Consider the following 18,890-nt stretch of genomic DNA (forward strand, 5'->3'; position numbering starts at 1 on the left):
AACCAATAAACTGATTTTTAAAGAGGAATAGCTTGAAAATGGTATGTATTTTGCTAGACCGATATTATGGATGGTTATTTATTTAACAGACATAGTCGGTTTTTAACCATTTTTATAATTTTAATGGATGGGGATGTTATAAATGAAAGACATGATGGGGAATGGTTTTATTGCTAATGCGGATGCTTTCTCAGTAACCGCACAAATATATGTACGTATGCGTAGAGTGACAGGGCGAGTAATAGATGCAATGTACGTGATTCAAAATAAAGATTACGCAAAGTATGTAATTGCGTTGGCATTAGAAACAGAGGATGACGATTTAAGACGATGCGTTGAGAGATTAAAAATGTTGGTAGACACGCTACCTGAGCCTTCTGAAAAAGAAAAAATTGCTGTTGTTAAAGCCGATGAAGATTCAGAAATCACCGCCGAAGACATTTATCGGGCACAAGTTCCGCACCATTATATAGGTGCATTGAGATAATCTAGATCACGGTCTTAAATTTTCTGGTCAATTTAGGGCCTTATTCTGTAAAGTTCTTCTGCGAAAAGAGCGGAATTCAGCTACACTATGCACGTTTTCGCGATTCGACCCATAGGAATCCATTATGCATATTGCAGCGTTGCATCAGCCGAGTCAGGTTCAGCTCAATCAAGACGGAAATTTAAAACATTTTTTAACAATTGAGGGGCTTTCAAAAGAAAACCTCACTAAGATTTTAGATACCGCACAAAGCTTTTTAGATGATAATAATAATTTAATTAACCGTCCGCTCTTAGAAGGGTTGACGGTGATGAATCTTTTCTTTGAAAACTCCACCCGTACTCGTACTACTTTTGAAGCAGCAGCAAAACGCTTGTCTGCCAATGTACTGAATATTGATATTGCACGTTCAAGTACATCAAAAGGTGAGACGCTACGAGATACACTCTGGAACCTTGAGGCAATGGCTGCCGATATTTTTGTTGTCCGCCATTCATCTTCGGGTGCTGCACATTTCATTGCTAAAGATGTGTGTCCAAAGGTCGCGATTATTAATGCTGGAGATGGTCGTCATGCCCACCCAACGCAAGCGATGCTCGATATGCTTACAATTCGCCGTGAAACAAAGAAACCGTTTGAAGAGTTGAGCGTTGCCATTATTGGTGACATTAAACATTCTCGTGTAGCACGTTCTGATGTGGCTGCATTACAAACACTAGGCTGTAAAGATATTCGTGTGATTGCACCGAATACGTTATTACCAGTGGGCTTTTCCGAATATGGCGAACATGTCCGTTTGTTTAACAACATGGATGCAGGGATCGCAGATTGTGATGTGATTATTGCTCTACGTATTCAAAATGAGCGTATTGACTCTCCAGCATTATCTTCACAGTCTGAATTCTACCGAATGTATGGCCTAAACAAAGAACGTCTTGGTTTGGCTAAACCGGACTGTATCGTGATGCATCCGGGGCCAATGAATCGTGGTGTGGAAATTGACTCAAGTGTTGCGGATGGAGACCAGTCGGTTATTTTAAAACAAGTAACCAACGGTATTGCTGTACGTATGGCTGTGTTGGCACTGTCAATGCAAGGCCAACTCCAAGAGCAAGGTTTAATTGAAGCGATTACGTTGTAAGGAATGGATCACATGAGTATTGTAAAAATTGAAAATGTACGTGTGTTAGACCCAATCCAGAAAACAGACAACGTACAAACTGTATATATTCAAAATGGCAAGCTGATTGCTCCAGTAGAACAAGTTGAACAAACACTTGATGGCCAAGGCAAATGGTTAATGCCAACCATGGTTGATTTGTGCGCACGTTTACGTGAACCTGGCCAACAGCAACACGGTACACTTAAATCTGAAGGTAAGGCAGCACGTGCTAATGGCATTCTGCATGTCATTACCCCACCAGATTCAAAGCCGATTGTACAAGACAACGGTGCGCTTATTCATGGTTTGATTGAAAAGGCATGGCTTGATGGTGGCATTCATATGCATATCATTGGTGCTCAGACGCAAGGCTTAAATGGTAAACAACCTGCAAATATGGCTGGTCTGAAAAAGGGTGGTTGTACTGCTGTTTCAAATGCCAACGCCGCTTTTGAAAATGATGATGTGGTTATTCGTACTTTGGAATATGCAGCGGGTCTTGGCTTAACGGTTGTGTTCTATGCCGAAGAACCACAGATTGCTAAAGATGGATGTACACACGAAGGTTTTATTGCTTCTCGCCAAGGTCTGCCAATGATTCCGGCGCTTGCTGAAACTGTAGCGATTGCCAAATATTTGCTTATGATTGAAGCAACTGGCGTAAAAGCTCACTTTGGTTTGTTGTCTTGTGGTGCATCGGTTGACCTAATTCGTGCTGCTAAAGCAAAGGGCTTACCTGTGACTGCCGATGTTGCAATGCACCAGCTACATTTAACTGAACATTTAATAGACGGTTTTAATTCACTTGCACACGTTCGCCCACCATTGCGTTCTGAGCAAGATAAAGAACTTTTACGTCAAGGATTAAAAGAAGGTGTAATTGATGCAATTTGTACGCACCATGAGCCTTTAAGCAGTTCGGCAAAAATGGCGCCATTTGCAGAAACTCAGCCGGGTATTACAGCTTTTGATACCTATGTATCTTTAGGGATTCAACTCATTAATGAGGGTTTATTCGAACCACTCGAATGGGTTGCTAAAGTAACGAGCGTGCCAGCGCAGGTTGCCAATATGACCTCACGTTGGGAAGATGAAGCCGGATGGGTATTGGTAGATCCTGCTTTAAACTGGACAGTAAGCAAAGATACGATTTTATCGCAAGGGAAAAACACCCCTTTGTTAGGACAAACCTTAACGGGTAAAGTGCTTCAGACTTTTGCTAAATAATCAGACGATTAGTTAAAGTAATTTTAAAATATAAACAGGCAGATCAATACGATCTGCCTGTTTTGTAAATACTAGATGGAAAATTGTATATAAATTATATAAAAAACAACAAAAGGTTGAAGGAAGATTAGAATAAAAAACTATCAGCAAAGAGAACTATTTGAATAATCAAAAGTTGCTGGTTACGACGTATAAGATTCGGGAGAATAACCAATGTCGATAAACCCTATAGAATTGCTTAAAGAAAAAGTATCTTCAATATTATTAGATGAACAGGATGGATACCTAGGCGAAAAATCGAATGCTTTATCTAAGTTTTATCCAATTTTACTTTCATTATTAGCTGCTAAACCTGATCTTATCGGACAATTGAAAAACAGTTTGGCTCCTTCTTTATCAGACCTTTTTTCTCATAATGACCAAATCAAGAATACCGTGCTTACCCATTTAAGCGGTACAGCACCAAATAATGAAATAGAAAGTACACTCAACAGTGCAATTAAACCTAGCCTTAATGCAATTTCAGATGTTGCCGGAAATGATCAACAAAGTATTGTGAATTACTTGCGCCAACATGCAGATACTATTCGTTCATATTTACCAGCATGGGCAGTGGGTCTATTAGCGCCTTTAGGTGTTGGTGCAGGCTTATCTTCGGTTCCTCATTCAACTTCAACAGCTCCACCATTAGCTGCAGCAACTGAAAATACAGGTAAGTCTCGTGGGTTTTTGCCCATTATTGCTCTAATTATTTTGGGTCTTATCATTGCTTGGCTATGGCGTTCTTGTCAGCATAAAGAAGCTGTACCAGCACCAGAACCGTCAGCTGCAAGTGGTGTTGAAGCTGCTGCTGCACCCGCTAGCTTAACTTTAAGTACAGATGATAAAGGAGCAGTGAGTCAGTGTCAGGCTGGGATTGGTGATCAAGGCTTCTTGGCAACGCTACAAACCAACGTTAAGAAGGTTTTTTCGACAAATCAAGATTGTAATGTAGATACAAGCCAAACTTATGCGGCTTCATTTACAGATAAAGATGCGCTTGCAGGTGTGTTAGGTGCATTAAAAGGTGTGCCAAATGCATCTTTAGAATGGGTGGGTGACAAAATTACTTTGAAAGCGGGTGATGCGGCAGCATTAGAAGCTTTAACTGCAAAAGTAAAAGCATTGGTGCCACATACTGAGGTTGTTGGTACAGCACCAGCAACAGCTGAGCAATCTGTAAGCAATAGTTTAACTGCTTCGCAAACTGCTCTAGGCTCAATTGATCCGAACAATGTCGATGTAAATGCTTTGGTGAAAGCGCTTAACTTGCAAATTATTAATTTTGCGAGTGGTTCAAGTGATATTCCAGCAGATAACAAAGCCATTCTTGATCAAGCTGCAACGCTTTTAAATAAAGTGACTAGCGTCAAATTAAATGTCGGCGGGCATACCGACTCAACTGGTAATGCTGCTGCAAATAAAGCTTTGTCTCAACGTCGTGCTCAAGCTGTAGTAGATTATTTAACATCTAAAGGTGTAGACGCGTCTAAATTAGTTGCACAGGGTCATGGTTCTGATCAGCCCGTTGCAGAAAATACAACTGACGAAGGTCGCTTTAAAAACCGTCGTATTGAGTTTTCAGTAGCCCAATAATCGACTGATTTATGAAAAATTAGTTATTTTAATTTGAAAAAAGCTTCTCATTTTGAGAAGCTTTTTTTATAGAGATAAATAGTGTTGGGTTAATATGAAAATCAGTTTGATAGGAAGTGGACGAGTTGCCTTTCATTTGGCACAGGCTTTATTGGCTCAAGGGCATAACATCGTACAAGTCTATGCACGTGATTTTGAGAAAACCCAAAAATTTGCAGAGAAAATTCAAGCCAAAGCATGTCAGTCTCTTCAAGATTTTCAAATAACTGATTTAATTATTCTGGCAGTTTCAGATAGTGCAATTGCTGAGCTTGCAAAACAGGTACATGAATTATTTCCTAAAATACTTATTGTCCACACTTCGGGTAGCACCAATATTGAAGTCATCAGTCATGTGCATGAAAAAGCAGGGGTGTTTTATCCATTACAAACATTTAGCTTTGAAAGAGAGGTTGACTGGTCTGCAACGCCGTTGTTTGTTGAAGCAATTTATAAAGATGACTTAATCTTACTTTCAGATTTAGCAAATAGCCTAAGTAGTCGAGTATATCAATACACCTCGAAACAGCGCTTAACTTTGCATTTGGCGGCAGTGTTTGCCTGTAATTTTAGTAATTATTGTTTTGACATGGCAAAGCAGGTTACAGATGAAGAGCAGGTCGACTTTAGTTTACTTTATCCATTAATTGTGGAAACAGCAAAAAAAGCTACTGAAAATGATCCAAAGCAAATGCAGACAGGGCCAGCAGTACGAGGCGATCAAAATATCTTGGCTATGCATCAAAACTTATTAGCTCAAGCAGAACGAGATGATTTAAAACATGTCTATCAACTTTTAAGTGATGGCATCTTACAACGCCATCACTCGGCTTAAAGCTTATTTAAAAATTAAGGTTCGCCGTTATTTCCCCATTTTAAAAAGCCCGCACGTTGATTTAAACGTTCAAAATATTGGTCAACATGGTTAAGCGTTGGATGGTCAAAAGGCGTTGCCTTCCAGCGTTGTACAGACAGACCAATTGGAATATCAGCTAGAGTGAACTCTGTACCTGCAACATAGGCTTGAGTTTTTGCAAGTTGTTGATCAAGAATCTGCATATGATGATTCCAGTTATCAATACCTTGCTGTAATAAATTTGGATCTTGGTGATTTGGTGAATGTCTCAGCAGAGACATAATCGTATAAGTCCAGCTGTTATTCAGCTCGATCGCTTGCCAATCAAGCCACTGGTCTACAAAAAATCTTTCTTTCGCTTGAGTAGGGTAAAGCTGTTTTTCTTTATCGTAGGCATTTGCTAGATAACGGATAATACTATTGGACTGCCAAAGGACTAAATCACCATCTAAAACAACAGGAATTTGTCCATTTGGGTTTAATTGCAAAAATTCAGGCGATTGTGCTGAACGAACGCCTCTTCCCCAATCTTCTCTTTCATATTCAAGATTTAATTCTTCGCAGAGCCACAAGACTTTACGAACATTAATTGAGTTATCACGCCCTAAAATTTTTAGCATGTGTTGTCCTTATCGATTTTTAGTGTGACAAGTAAGTATTTCTATAAATATCTAGATTTGGCTCGATTGGCAATGATTAATTGGAAAGAAGAAATGAATAGATTGGCGCAGTGAATAAGATAGATTTTTTACTTATATAATTTTTTATAATCAAAAGAAAAAAGGCTTAGAGTGATTCTAAGCCTTTTTATTATTTACCTAATCTTTTTAAAAATAAAGTCATTAATCTTATGGCCTGACTCAATACCACGGCGTTCGAACTTGGTCACTGGGCGCCATTCTGGACGAGGGTAACTGTTGCCTTTACCTGCCAAGTTTTCAAGGTCTGGACGGTTATCTAATACATCAAGCATCCATTCTGCGTACGGTTCCCAATCTGTTGCAGCATGGAACGTACCGCCAAGCTCAAGTTTTTGTTCAACCAATGGCATACGCTCATGGGCAACAAAACGGCGTTTAAAATGACGTTTCTTTTGCCAAGGGTCAGGGAAGTAAAGTTGTACGCAGTTAATGCTGTTATCTGGCATTTCACGTAAAACCTGAATCGCGTCTGCATCAAGTACACGTAAGTTTTTAACTTCGGCTATACCTGCTTCATATAGGCATTGAGCAATACCAGGTACATGGACTTCAATACCCACATAGTTACGTTCAGGGTTCGCTTTTGCCATAAGTACTAACGAACGACCCATACCAAAACCGATTTCAACAGTTAAAGGACGCTCTGGGTGTTCGAAGTGTTGACGTAAGTCGCCAACAGGATATTCCAAAATTAAATCGCGATGTTGTTCTAATGCCGTGCGTTGAGACGTATTAAGTGGTGCTGAACGACGCATAAACGTCACAATTTCACGGTGTTCAGGCAAATTGTCTAAGTCTGCAATTTGCGTTTCTAACTGATCGATCGACATAACCTTGGCAATATTGAAATTCAAATGCGGTATTTTAAGTCTTCGGGTGGTCAAGTCAAATGTTTCGGTGTTTTTCTTCATGTAGATGTCATGTTCAATATTTAATCTATGAATCTATATAAATTTCAAATGAACATTTTTACTCATGAAAACTTTTCAATTAAGAACACTTTCTGTCTTTTTAAGTGCATTAGGCGCATTTTCATATAGTTCTGTTGCTCAGGCACAGCTCATGTTTAGCCAATATGTTGATGGCAGCAGCAATAAAAAAGGTTTGGAAATTTATAATCCAGATGGTGCTACAGTTAATTTAGCTGATTATGAGATTCAACAATTTAATAATGGTGGAACAGCAAAGACAGTGGCTTTTCGTTTACAAGGCACGTTAACCAGTAAGCAGAAGTTTTTGGTGGGTCGCTCTGAGTTGCAAACAGAACTTGGAAGCAAAGTTAATCAGGTTGCAGCGTTATCTTTTAATGGAGATGATGCAGTTGTACTTGTTTATAAAGGTACGCCTGTAGACCGTTTTGGCCGTATTGGTGAACGCCCAGCAGCGGGATGGGGGACGGTAGTTTCAAGCCTCGGAAATAGTTTTAAGCGTATTGAAACAGAAAATCCAGCTTTAAGTGTTGATGCAACAGCAGCATTTGATTTGGACCATTCATGGTCTGCTTGGACAAACCGAAATGACTTTTCAAATTTATCGGGTTCTACAACTCAGCCTCCTGTTGAAACGGTAAGTTGTTCAAGCTCAGATACAGCCATTGCTGACTTAACCACCGCAGCTCAAGACCAGACTTATACTGTGCGTGGTGTGATTACAGCTGACTATCGTTATGCCAATGGATTCTCTGGTTTTTATGTTCAGACGCCAGATACGAAAGCACGTGCACATGTCAGCAATGCAATTTTTGTTTATATTCCAAATAGTAGTGCTGTGAAAGGCGGACAAGTTGGTGATGAAGTTATTTTACGTGGCCGTTTAACAAGCTATCAAAACCAGCTACAGATAGATCAATTACAACAAGATATTCAAACCTGTAATAGCAATATGGCAAATCAGGTTCAGCCGATTAGCCTTGAACTTCCGTTTGCTAGTTTAACAGGTGGCTCAATTAATTCTCCGCAGCGTTATCAAGGTATGTTGGTCAAATTACCTCAGACTTTAACGGTGAGTGAGAACTATAATTATGGTCGCTATGGTGAGTTATCGCTAAGTTTAGGCCGTTTATATATTCCAACCAATTTATTTCCTGCGCTGTCTCCTGAAGCCAAAGCCCTAGCTCAGAAAAACTTATTATCGAAAATTATTTTTGATGATGGTTATAACAACCAAAACCGTACGCCATGGTTACCAAGTAATTTTAGTGCTGCCAATACGCTACGCTCGGGTTATCAACTTAAAAATGCTGAAGGTATTTTAGAGTACCGTTTTAATGGTTGGCGTGTGCAACCTGTGCTTGGGCGCAATCAACCTGAAGTTATTGCTCAACCAAATCCGCGTCAAAGTGTCCTTACCAAAAATGCCAATCATATTCGTGTTGCTTCATTTAACGTTTTGAATTATGACAACGGCGCAACAGGTTTCCCAACAGAACGTGGTGCAACGACCCAAGCTGAGTTTGATAAACAGCATCGTAAAATTGTGAGTGCACTCAAAGCGATTGATGCCGATGTATACGGTTTGATGGAAATTGCCAACAACGGTTATGGTCCAGACAGTGCTATTGCTAATTTGACCAAAGCTTTAGGTAGTGATTGGAAATACGTTGTTCCTGAAAATCTGGATCGTTTAGGTACTGATGCAATTGCGGTTGCCATTATCTATAACAGCAAACGTGTTAAACCATTAAATAAGCCTGTTGTGCTTGATTTGGGCGACAAGAACCGAACAACTTTGGCGCAAAGTTTCCAAGCAGTTCGTGGTAATAAAACGTTTACTGTTATTCCAAATCATCTTAAATCGAAAAGCTGTAGTGGGGTGGATGCTAGTTCTACTGATGCCGATCAGAAAGATGGACAAGGCTGCTGGAATCCAACTCGTGTGAAAGCCGTTGATCAAATTGTGCAATGGTTAGCGAAAAATCCAACTCAAGTGCAAAAGCAAAATGCTTTACTTGTAGGGGATATGAATAGTTACGCAAAAGAAGAGCCTATTTTGTCGTTTGAAAAAGCGAACTATAAAGTTTTGCTTAATGACGCTAAAGTAGGTCAGGGCACTCAGGCATATAGCTATGTTTTTGGTGTTGCGAGTGATGCTAACGGTAATGGTGGAGCAGGTAACTTAGACCATGCAATTGCTGATGCAGCTTTATATCCAAAAGTGGTCAGAACCTTTGCATGGCATATCAATGCAGATGAGCCAACAGTTCTAGATTACAACGAAGAATATAAAAAGGATGAGCAAAAGGCATTGTTCTATGGTGAAGATGCTTATCGTTCTTCGGATCATGACCCTATAATTGTAGATCTAGATTTAAATGGAAAAGACTCAAGCCATCCCGATGATGATAAGAAAAATGGTATTTTTGATTTCTTATCTGAATTAATGAATTGGCTTAGCCAGCTTTTTAAGCGTAATTAACGGAAAAATTGCGTGACGCAAATGTGTTTTATCATATTTTAAACAATCGTCACGCAAGACAACTTGCAAGGAATGATTTTTTCAAGAATATTAGATGGTGTAAGTATTTTATAAGTTTACGCTTTTTTACAATTAAAGAATTGTGCAAACCTTGCAGGTTTTCTAGAAGCAATTTAAAACGTTAATATGAGATAACAAGGATCAGATATGAAATTATATTATTCGCCAGGCGCATGTTCTTTAGCTGCACATATTATTTTAAATGAAATTAATGTTGATTTTGACTTAGAACGGGTAAATTTAAAAACACATAAAACAGAAAAAGGTGCGGATTATTACGAGATTAACCCGAAGGGATATGTACCCGCTTTAGAAATTAATCCGGGTTTGATGTTAACTGAAAATGTAGCGATTTTACCGTTTCTTGCTCAGCATGATCCTAAGCAGGATTTAATTCCGCCATCTGGTATGGGTCGTGCGAAAGTATTGGAGTGGTTGGGGTATTTAAACTCTGAATTACATGATGCTTATGCAGTCTTCTTTGGGACGCCTTTAACAACTGATGAAAAAACCAAAGCTTATGCAGAAATTGATCGCCTTTTAAAATATATCGATAATTATTTATCTGAATCTGATTACGATTATTTGGTAAATGATAATTTCGGTCCAGCAGATGCTTATCTATTTGTTTTAACAAATTGGTCAAACTCAATTGAGCACGATTTAACGCCTTATAAGCATATTATTGCATTGCGTAATAAAGTAGCAGAACGTCAATCTGTACAAATTGCGATGCGTGATGAAGGTTTAATTTCATAAAAGATTTTAAAGCCTAAAAAAAGCCCCTGTATGAACAGGGGCTTTTTTAATTCTGGAGATTAGTGCTGAGCATCTTTTTTTACTTCAGCAGCGGTATTTTCAACAGCTTGAGCTGTATCAGCAGTTGCTTTACGTGCAGTCGCTTCAGTTTGAGCAGCGGCATTAGCAGTTGCATCAGCAGCGTGATCTGTAGCAGCATCGATTTTATCAGTAGCATTATCAGTTGCAGTTGCAATATCGTCTGCAGCCTTGTCACCAGCAGATTTGATATCTGCACTTGCTTGTTGAGCTGCATTTTCTAAGTGTTCACCCGTTGTCGCACCTGTTTCTGGAGCTTTATCTTTATTACAACCAACAAGAGCAACGGTCGCAGCAAGACCTAAAGCAACAAGTAATTTATTCATTGTGTTTTTCCTTTTTTAATTTAAGGCATCCAAAAAATGGATGTTTAAAATATAAACATAAACTAACTAATTAATAAAGATCGAAAATTGTTAAAGAGTTGTAACTCTAATATTAAAAAAGCCTAGCATTTTGTAATGCTAGGCTTGATTTAAATAATTATGGTTTGATGATTTTACTGCCCAGAACGGATGATGTAGTCAAATGCAGAGAGTGATGCTTTAGCACCTTCACCTGTGGCAATAATGATTTGTTTGTACGGAACTGTCGTACAGTCTCCCGCAGCAAACACACCTTTCACATTGGTTTCGTTGCGGTCATTCACCATGATCTCACCACGATTGGTTAATTCAAGCTCACTGTCTTTTAAGAAATCAGTGTTTGGTAACAAACCAATCTGAACAAAGATGCCTGCAAGTTCTACCACATGCTCTTGATCAGTCGCACGATCTTTATATTTAAGACCCGTCACTTGTGAACCATCACCCAACACTTCTGTACTTAATGCATTCATAATCACAGTTGTATTTGGCAAGCTATGCAATTTGTTTTGCAACACTTGGTCAGCACGAAGTTTGGTGTCAAATTCAACCAAAGTGACATGCTCAACAATCCCTGCAAGGTCAATCGCAGCTTCTACACCTGAGTTACCCCCACCAATCACTGCAACACGTTTGCCTTTGAACAATGGACCATCACAGTGTGGGCAATACGCTACACCACGAGTACGGTATTCTTGTTCACCTGGTACATTCATTTCTCTCCAACGTGCACCTGTTGAAAGGATCACTGTTTTTGATTCAAGCTTTGCACCATTTTCAAGTTCAACTTCGACCAGACCATTTGTAGTCTGATCTGCACCAACGATTTTGCTGACACGTTGCAGGTTCATAATATCGACATCGTATTCACGGACATGTGCTTCCATTTCGGCAGCAAACTTAGGACCTTGAGTCTTTTGCACAGACGTGAAGTTTTCAATGTCCATGGTATCCATGACCTGACCACCGAAGCGTTCAGCCACAATACCTGTGTTAATGCCTTTACGTGCCGCATAGATTGCAGCCGTTGCACCCGCAGGGCCACCACCAATCACCAATACATCAAAGGCATCTTTGGCATTAAGCGCTGCTGCATCTTTTTCAGCAGAGTTGGTGTCGAGTTTCGCCACGATTTCTTCAATGGTCATACGGCCTTGACCAATGTGTTCGTTGTCTTGGAACACCATTGGAACCGCCATGATTTTGCGTTGTTCCACTTCGTCTTGGAAGAATGAACCATCAATCATGGTTGCGGTTGTGTTCGGGTTATAAATGGCAATCAGGTTAAGCGCTTGCACCACGTCCGGACAGTTATGACAGCTTAGCGATACAAATACATCGAAGTTGGCTTTCAGGTTTAAACCTTTAATCTGGTTCAGCACTTCATCAGAAACTTTAGGCGCATAACCAGACACCTGTAACAGTGCCAAGATCAAAGACGTAAACTCATGACCCATTGGTAAGCCGGCAAAGAACACACGAGGTTGTTCACCTGCGTTAGCCACACCAAAGCTTGGACGGCGTGTATTGTTGCCATCAAAACGGGCAGTCACCTTCTCAGAAAGTTCAGCAATTTCACTCACTAGCTCTTTAATTTGAGCAGCTTTATCCGATTCATCCAAAGCAGCAACTAATTCGATTGGACTTTCTAAACGTTCTAAATAAGCTTTTAATTGAGTTTTAATGTTTTGATCTAACATCTGTTTTTACTCCAATGCATCCAAATTCTTTCAATAGATGCATAGTACGTCAAAACATAAAATAGGTAAAACAGTATGTTTTTATAGATTTAATCGGTTTTTTGAATGTTGTTTTGAGATTTATAGCTGTTATAGAATGCTTTTATAAGAAAAAAATCGTTATTTCTACATAAATCATAGTATTTGAGCAATTTAAATTCTAACTCTAATTTTTGAGATGCTTTTTAATGAAAATATGTGAAATTTTATATATGTTATAAGGCTGTAAAGATTTTATATTATAACTTTAAAAGGTAGCTTCATGGCATTGCAACGCGGCATTTATCAGCATTATAAAGGTAATCTCTATCAAGTTTTTTCTGTGGCAAAACATAGTGAGACTGAAGAGGAGTTGGTCGTTTATCAGTGTCTTTATGGTGATTATTCAACTTGGGTACGTCCACTAGATATGTTTACTGAAACCGTTCAAGTGGTAGATGGAAGTATCGTACCGCGGTTTAAATTAGTCCAAAGCACTTAATCCAAACGGCTGTCATATAAAATAACAATTTAAAGGGTGAATGTATGACAAATACTGTTTTCTTAGAAAGAGTTGCAGATTTATATGACACCTTTAAACGACATGACGCCCAACAGGCAGATCGCTTACAGCGTTATCGTAATATTGAGGCCGAATCAGCCCAACTGCTTTCTCAACTTATTCGAATGCAGCAAGCTAAGACAATTTTAGAAATTGGAACCTCAACAGGCTATTCTACTTTATGGCTCGCAGAAGCAGCTCAGGCTACTCATGGACAAGTTATAACTCTCGAAATCGATGCAACTCGTAGTGCGGAAGCAAAACGCCACGTTACTGAATTAGAGTTGAGTGAAATGGTTAGTTTTTGGGTAGGAGATGCAGCCGATTATTTAAAAGAAGCTCAAGAAACTTATGATTTCATTTTATTAGATGCTGAGCGCAATGCTTATGAGAATTATTGGCCCGACTTAAAACGTCTTATCAAGCCAAAAGGTGGTGTATTGATTATTGATAATGTCATTTCACATGCTGCTGAAGTAAAGCCTTTACTTTCTTTAATTAAAAAAGATAGTACTTTTATGAGTACTATTTTACCTGTTGGCGCTGGTTTATGTGTTGTGGTCGCAAAATGAGTTGAGTAAAGTCATCATCAATGTTTTAAAAAAAGGTCTGTTCAAATCAGGCCTTTTTTTGTTCCTGCTAAGAAGCGTTCACTAAAGATAGACGCGTAAAATGTAAATCAAATTCTAAATATTTATGCACAAAAGCAGTTTTATCAGTTGAGCGTAGTAAATTGTCATAAATAAATACAGGCACAGGATGATAAAGGTCGCCTGAACCATCGCTATAAAATATTTTTAAATGACGTGATGTTGCATTGTATTTCCATGAAGTGACTGCCACTGTATTCGTCATAAATTTTTCCCCTTTTATTTCATATTACTTAAGCTCAAAAAAACATCAGTTCTGTATTCGACATTACTCAAAGTTCATGTAATCGGGAAGGGCAGAATTGTAAAAGTATCAGTAGAAAATGTGATGTGCTTATTCAAAACAAAAGAACCATCCGATGAAGGATGGTTCTTTAGGTTTTTAAAATCTAATTAGAGATTAGATTTTACCAACTAGGTCGATAGATGGAGCAAGAGTTGCTTCGCCTTCTTTCCATTTAGCTGGGCAAACTTCACCTGGGTGAGAGTGAACGTATTGAGCAGCTTTTACTTTACGAAGAAGTTCAGATGCGTCACGGCCGATACCGCCAGCGTTGAGTTCAACGATTTGGATTTTACCTTCTGGATCGATAACGAAAGTACCGCGGTCAGCTAAACCTTCAGATTCGATAAGAACGTCGAAGTTTTTAGAAAGAGTCCAAGTTGGGTCACCAACTAATGGATATTGGATTTTTTTGATTTCTTCAGAAGTGTCGTGCCAAGCTTTGTGTGTGAAGTGTGTATCAGTAGATACAGCATAAATTTCAACACCAAGTTTTTGGAATTCAGCGTAGTTGTCAGCTAAGTCACCAAGTTCAGTTGGGCAAACGAAAGTGAAGTCAGCTGGATAGAAGAATACAACAGACCACTTACCTTTAAGGTTAGTTTCGTTAACTTCAACAAATTGGCCGTTGTGGTAAGCAGTTGCTTGGAATGGTTTAACTTCAGTATTAATCAAGCTCATCATTGTCTCCATGATTGAGGTTTATATTTAAACTTGTTTACGAGATGTAGAATAAATAAAAATTCTTTATTGGGGAAATAGTATTTTTACATGACTAAAATCGGAAAATTGAATAAGTGATAAATTTACGATTTTTAAGTCCCCAAACACTGTATTCGATTTGACTGCAAAAACATGTAAATCAAATGACAGTTATAGTAAAAGAAACTTGCCTAACAACATGAAGTCTACTTAGTTAAAATTCAAGGGTAAAATGTAAAAAATTAAAAATATATAAAAAATCAACTGTTTTACCTTAAGGTCATTAAAGCGTAAAATAGCGGATTGGTGTATTTTCAGGAAAGTTTGTCTGTGCAGAATGGTTTAAATATAGATCAATGGGTGATGGCGAGAGATCGTTACCGTTTAAATCGTTTACGTAAAGATAAAAAAGCGAATACAGCAGAGATTGAGAAATTATTTGAACAGTCTAATGCCAAAGTAAGACAACGGTTTGAACGTTTACCTAAAATTAAACTAAATCAGGATTTACCTGTTTCTCAATACGCTGACCGTTTAATTGAAGCAATTCAAAAGCATCAGATCATTATTGTGGCAGGTGAAACTGGTTCAGGTAAAACCACGCAGCTTCCCCAAATTGCTATGTTAGCGGGCCGTGGCCTAACAGGCATGATTGGTCATACCCAGCCACGACGTTTGGCTGCGCGTAGTGTGTCACAGCGTATTGCTGAAGAAGTCGGCGAAAAGCTTGGCGAATCGATTGGTTTTAAAATCCGTTTTAATGAACAAGGTTCGCAAGACTCAATTGTAAGGTTAATGACTGACGGTATTTTGCTGGCAGAATTAGGCAATGACCGTTATTTGTCTAAATATGACACGATCATTATTGATGAAGCACATGAACGCTCGCTCAATATTGATTTTATTATGGGCTATTTAAAACAATTACTACCAAAACGCCCAGACTTAAAAGTCATTGTGACTTCGGCAACTTTAGATGTTAATCGTTTTAGCAGCTATTTTAACGATGCGCCAGTTTTCGAAGTTGAGGGTCGTAGTTTTCCGGTTGAAGTAATTTATCGTCCAATTTCCGAGATGAATATTGGCGGAAGTGACGACGACGAATTTGATGATTTTGAAGAAAATCTACCGCGTGCAGTCGTACAAGCAGTTGAAGAATGTTTTGCGGATGCAGAGGCAAAAGGTCATCCTGAATATGCCGATATTCTGATTTTCTCAAGCACCGAACAAGAAATTCGTGAATTACAAGAAACCTTGCAAAAGTACGGACCGAAACATACAGAAATTCTTCCTCTATATGCGCGCTTAGCGGTTTCTGAACAACAAAAGATTTTCAGTCCAAGTGGAAAGGGACGTCGTATTATTATTGCGACCAACGTTGCTGAAACAGCGCTTACGGTCCCAAATATTCGCTATGTGATTGATAGTGGTTTTGCACGTATTTCCCGTTATAACTACCGTTCACGGGTTCAACGTTTACCGATTGAAGCTATTTCTCAAGCGGCTGCAAACCAGCGTAAAGGGCGTTGTGGTCGTATTGCTGCTGGTGTCTGTATCCGTTTATACAGCGAAGAAGACTTTTTAAGCCGTCCTGAATTTACTGAACCAGAAATTAAACGGACAAACTTGGCTTCCGTCATTTTGCAAATGCAAAGTTTGGGGTTGGGTGAACTAGAAAACTTTGATTTTATTGAGCCACCAGATTTCCGCCTTGTAAATGATGGTCGAAAGCTCTTGATTGAGTTAGGGGCACTGAACGAAAAGAAAAGCGAGCTGACTAAAATCGGGCAAATGATGGCACGTATGCCGATCGACCCACGTTTAGCACGTATGATTATTGGTGGTGCTCATTTTGGCGTACTAAAAGAAATTTTAGTGGTAGTCAGTGCTTTGGCTGTTCAAGACCCACGTGAACGTCCAGCAGACAAACAAATGCAGGCCGATCAAAAACACGCATTGTTCAAAGAAGCAGATTCAGATTTTCTGTTTTATTTGAAACTTTGGGATACTCTAAATCCTAAAGGTGAAGCTGGAATGTCGGAAAATAAACGACGTCAGTTTGCAAAGCAGAATTTTTTAAGTTGGTTGCGTTTACGTGAATGGAAACAGACACATCAACAATTGGTTGAATTGGCGGAAGGTTTAAAACTCAGCTTTAATGAAAAAACTGCAAACTATGAAAACTTGCATCGCGCATTATTGACTGGTTTATTATCTTTCATTGCTAATAAAACTGATGAACGCAACACCTTTATGGCTGTACGTCAGCAAAAGGCAAAAGTTTTTCCGGCAAGTACTTTGCACAAAACCAATACCTCTTGGGTTATGGCCTTTGAAATGGTCGAAACGTCTCAGGTATATTTACGCACTTTGGCAAAAATTGACCCCGAATGGATTTTGCTTGCTGCACGTGACCTGTTGAAATATCACTATTTTGAGCCGCATTGGTCTAAAAAAGCTGGCATTGTAAACGCCTATGCACAAATTTCTTTATTTGGTTTAATTATTGAACCGAAGCGTTTGATTAATTTTGAAAAAGTTGATCAACCTGCTGCACATGAGATTTTCTTACGTGATGCATTAACTACAGGTAATTTGGGTATAGTCCCACCATTTCTAAAACATAATCTGCTTAAACTTGAAGAAGTGGAGCGAGTTGAAGATAAATTGCGTCGCCGTGATTTGGTGGTTGATGAAGAAACAATTTATCAGTTTTATGCCTCTAAAATTCCTGAAGAAATTGCAAGCCGTCGTAGTTTTGAAGACTGGCGGGCGACGGTAGAGGCAAATAATCCGCGTTATTTATTTGTTGAGGATGATTCACTTTGGTTGAATGACCGACCAACTACCCAACAATTTCCAGATTATTTACATAATGGCCAGCTACGTTTAGCGACAGCATATCATTTTGACCCAAGCCATGACGAAGATGGTGCAACAGTTCAGATTCCTGTTCAGGCACTGCCTCAGGTTGACGAAAATATCTGGTCATGGGGAATTCCGGGTTGGCGCCAAGATTTAATTGAGGCTTTACTCAAAGCTCTACCAAAAGATAAACGCCGTAATGTAGTGCCTATTCCAGATACAACTCGTAAACTCATGCAAGGCATTGATGCTGTACATTTACGACAGCATATCTTTAGTTATTTGGCTTTTGCCTTACGTGGTGAGCAAATTACTGAAAAAGATTTTTCGTTTGAGCGCATTGATCCATATTTAGTGCCTTTCATTAAGGTCATTGATGAAAAAGGAAAGCTGATTGCGAAAGGCCGTGATTTGCCAGAGCTCAAAGCGCGTTGTCGCGTTGAAACTCATCGTCCAGTAAAACAGCAAAAAGGTGAGTTTAAAGACTTTCCTGAAAACTTTAATTTTGAGGCTTCTCATAAAGTCACGGGTGTTGTTGTAAAACAATATCAGGCTTTAGTACCGACCAAAGCTTTTGCTGACCTTGAAGCGAAAGACGAATCTGGTATTGTCATCCAGACTTTTAATGATCAGGCTGAAGCTATTAAACAGCATCGTGAAGGCATTATTCGTCTGGTTCACATGCAGCTTGGTGATTTGGTCCGTCAATTGAAAAAGCAGATTTCAAAACCGCTTGCTTTGGCATACTCACCGCTGGGTGATAAAGCTAAACTTGAGCAGATGCTAGTTTATGCAACCTTGCAAATGGCGATTACGACTTTGCCAATCAATGCTGATGAATTTAATAAACTGCTAGAGCATGTCAAAAAACAATTTTTGAGTTATGGTCAGCAAGCACTTGAGCAATTGAGTGATATTTATATTCAATGGCAGCAAATTCGACGTCAGTTATTAGTGCTCGATCGAGACATATTTGGCCGTAGCGTTGATGATATTGAAGATCAGCTAGATTTAATGTCACTGAGTAATTTTGTTTATTGCCAGCCTGTCGATCTTTGGCAGGAATACCCGCGTTATTTAAAAGCGTTGCTATTGCGTTTAGATCGATTGCCCAATAATCTACAGCGAGATCATGCCGCTATTGATGATGTCGATCCATGGATGGACAAGGTATTTAAATTTAAAAATGATCCTAAAATCAAAGAATTGTATTTGATGTTGGAAGAATTTCGTATTTCTTTATTTTCTCAACCGATGAAAACCAAGATGCCTATTTCACCAACTCGACTGCAAAAGTTATGGGATCGTTTGGGAATCAGTTAAAATA

The 18,890-nt window shown here is 39.0% G+C and carries 16 protein-coding genes; 10 read left to right on the forward strand and 6 right to left on the reverse strand.

Features of this window, described 5'->3' with window-relative positions; genetic code table 11:
- Positions 1-142: 142 nt before the first annotated feature.
- From KTH84_RS09580 to KTH84_RS09600, 5 genes are all read left to right on the forward strand, one after another.
- Positions 143-487, forward strand: a complete 345-nt coding sequence (locus KTH84_RS09580; RefSeq protein ID WP_262472973.1) for a hypothetical protein — start codon at positions 143-145, stop codon at positions 485-487.
- A gap of 124 nt (positions 488-611) precedes the next feature.
- On the forward strand, positions 612-1,628 hold the full coding sequence (locus KTH84_RS09585) for an aspartate carbamoyltransferase catalytic subunit (RefSeq protein ID WP_003652674.1): 1,017 nt from the start codon (positions 612-614) through the stop codon (positions 1,626-1,628).
- Between the two features lie 12 nt (positions 1,629-1,640).
- Positions 1,641-2,876 (forward strand): dihydroorotase, encoded by a 1,236-nt coding sequence (locus KTH84_RS09590; RefSeq protein WP_197730916.1) that lies wholly within the window; start codon positions 1,641-1,643, stop codon positions 2,874-2,876.
- A gap of 213 nt (positions 2,877-3,089) precedes the next feature.
- Complete coding sequence (locus tag KTH84_RS09595; protein WP_262472974.1) at positions 3,090-4,511, forward strand: OmpA family protein; 1,422 nt, start codon at positions 3,090-3,092, stop codon at positions 4,509-4,511.
- A gap of 94 nt (positions 4,512-4,605) precedes the next feature.
- Complete coding sequence (locus KTH84_RS09600) at positions 4,606-5,385, forward strand: Rossmann-like and DUF2520 domain-containing protein (protein WP_262472975.1); 780 nt, start codon at positions 4,606-4,608, stop codon at positions 5,383-5,385.
- Positions 5,386-5,399: 14 nt separating this feature from the next.
- Here the strand turns inward: KTH84_RS09600 and KTH84_RS09605 are convergent, their stop codons facing one another.
- Together KTH84_RS09605 and trmB are read right to left on the reverse strand one after the other, a co-directional pair.
- The gene (locus KTH84_RS09605) at positions 5,400-6,026 is read right to left on the reverse strand and encodes a glutathione S-transferase family protein (RefSeq protein ID WP_202742871.1); all 627 of its coding nucleotides are present in this window, start codon (positions 6,024-6,026) and stop codon (positions 5,400-5,402) included.
- Positions 6,027-6,220: 194 nt separating this feature from the next.
- On the reverse strand, positions 6,221-6,937 hold the full coding sequence (trmB, locus tag KTH84_RS09610; RefSeq protein WP_262473027.1) for a tRNA (guanosine(46)-N7)-methyltransferase TrmB: 717 nt from the start codon (positions 6,935-6,937) through the stop codon (positions 6,221-6,223).
- A 145-nt stretch (positions 6,938-7,082) separates the two neighbouring features.
- On the opposite strand from trmB, the gene KTH84_RS09615 reads away from it, so the two are divergent.
- Entirely contained in the window at positions 7,083-9,521 is a 2,439-nt protein-coding gene (locus KTH84_RS09615) for an ExeM/NucH family extracellular endonuclease (RefSeq protein WP_262472976.1), read from the forward strand.
- 207 nt (positions 9,522-9,728) lie between these two features.
- Complete coding sequence (locus KTH84_RS09620) at positions 9,729-10,340, forward strand: glutathione binding-like protein (RefSeq protein WP_262472977.1); 612 nt, start codon at positions 9,729-9,731, stop codon at positions 10,338-10,340.
- Positions 10,341-10,399: 59 nt separating this feature from the next.
- On the opposite strand, the gene KTH84_RS09625 is transcribed toward KTH84_RS09620, so the two are convergent.
- Positions 10,400-10,744, reverse strand: coding sequence for a hypothetical protein (locus KTH84_RS09625; protein WP_042897933.1), 345 nt, complete (start codon positions 10,742-10,744; stop codon positions 10,400-10,402).
- Positions 10,745-10,917: 173 nt separating this feature from the next.
- Positions 10,918-12,483 carry an alkyl hydroperoxide reductase subunit F gene (ahpF, locus tag KTH84_RS09630; RefSeq protein WP_262472978.1) on the reverse strand — a complete coding sequence of 522 codons (1,566 nt, stop codon included), beginning with the start codon at positions 12,481-12,483 and terminating at the stop codon, positions 10,918-10,920.
- Between the two features lie 301 nt (positions 12,484-12,784).
- Between ahpF and KTH84_RS09635 the strand changes: the two genes are divergently transcribed.
- Together KTH84_RS09635 and KTH84_RS09640 are read left to right on the forward strand one after the other, a co-directional pair.
- Positions 12,785-13,003, forward strand: coding sequence for a DUF1653 domain-containing protein (locus tag KTH84_RS09635; RefSeq protein ID WP_133974512.1), 219 nt, complete (start codon positions 12,785-12,787; stop codon positions 13,001-13,003).
- A 44-nt stretch (positions 13,004-13,047) separates the two neighbouring features.
- Positions 13,048-13,635 (forward strand): O-methyltransferase, encoded by a 588-nt coding sequence (locus KTH84_RS09640; protein WP_133974510.1) that lies wholly within the window; start codon positions 13,048-13,050, stop codon positions 13,633-13,635.
- A gap of 67 nt (positions 13,636-13,702) precedes the next feature.
- Here KTH84_RS09640 and KTH84_RS09645 read toward each other — a convergent pair whose 3' ends face one another.
- Positions 13,703-13,918, reverse strand: a complete 216-nt coding sequence (locus KTH84_RS09645) for a KTSC domain-containing protein (RefSeq protein ID WP_133974507.1) — start codon at positions 13,916-13,918, stop codon at positions 13,703-13,705.
- Positions 13,919-14,113: 195 nt separating this feature from the next.
- The gene (ahpC, locus tag KTH84_RS09650) at positions 14,114-14,677 is read right to left on the reverse strand and encodes an alkyl hydroperoxide reductase subunit C (RefSeq protein WP_016138759.1); all 564 of its coding nucleotides are present in this window, start codon (positions 14,675-14,677) and stop codon (positions 14,114-14,116) included.
- Between the two features lie 351 nt (positions 14,678-15,028).
- Here ahpC and hrpA point away from each other — a divergent pair, with 351 nt between their 5' ends.
- On the forward strand, positions 15,029-18,886 hold the full coding sequence (gene hrpA, locus KTH84_RS09655) for an ATP-dependent RNA helicase HrpA (protein ID WP_262472979.1): 3,858 nt from the start codon (positions 15,029-15,031) through the stop codon (positions 18,884-18,886).
- Positions 18,887-18,890 lie beyond the last annotated feature (4 nt).

The sequence above is a fragment of the Acinetobacter sp. WU_MDCI_Abxb74 genome (assembly GCF_025513915.1).
Lineage (GTDB): Bacteria > Pseudomonadota > Gammaproteobacteria > Pseudomonadales > Moraxellaceae > Acinetobacter > Acinetobacter calcoaceticus_C.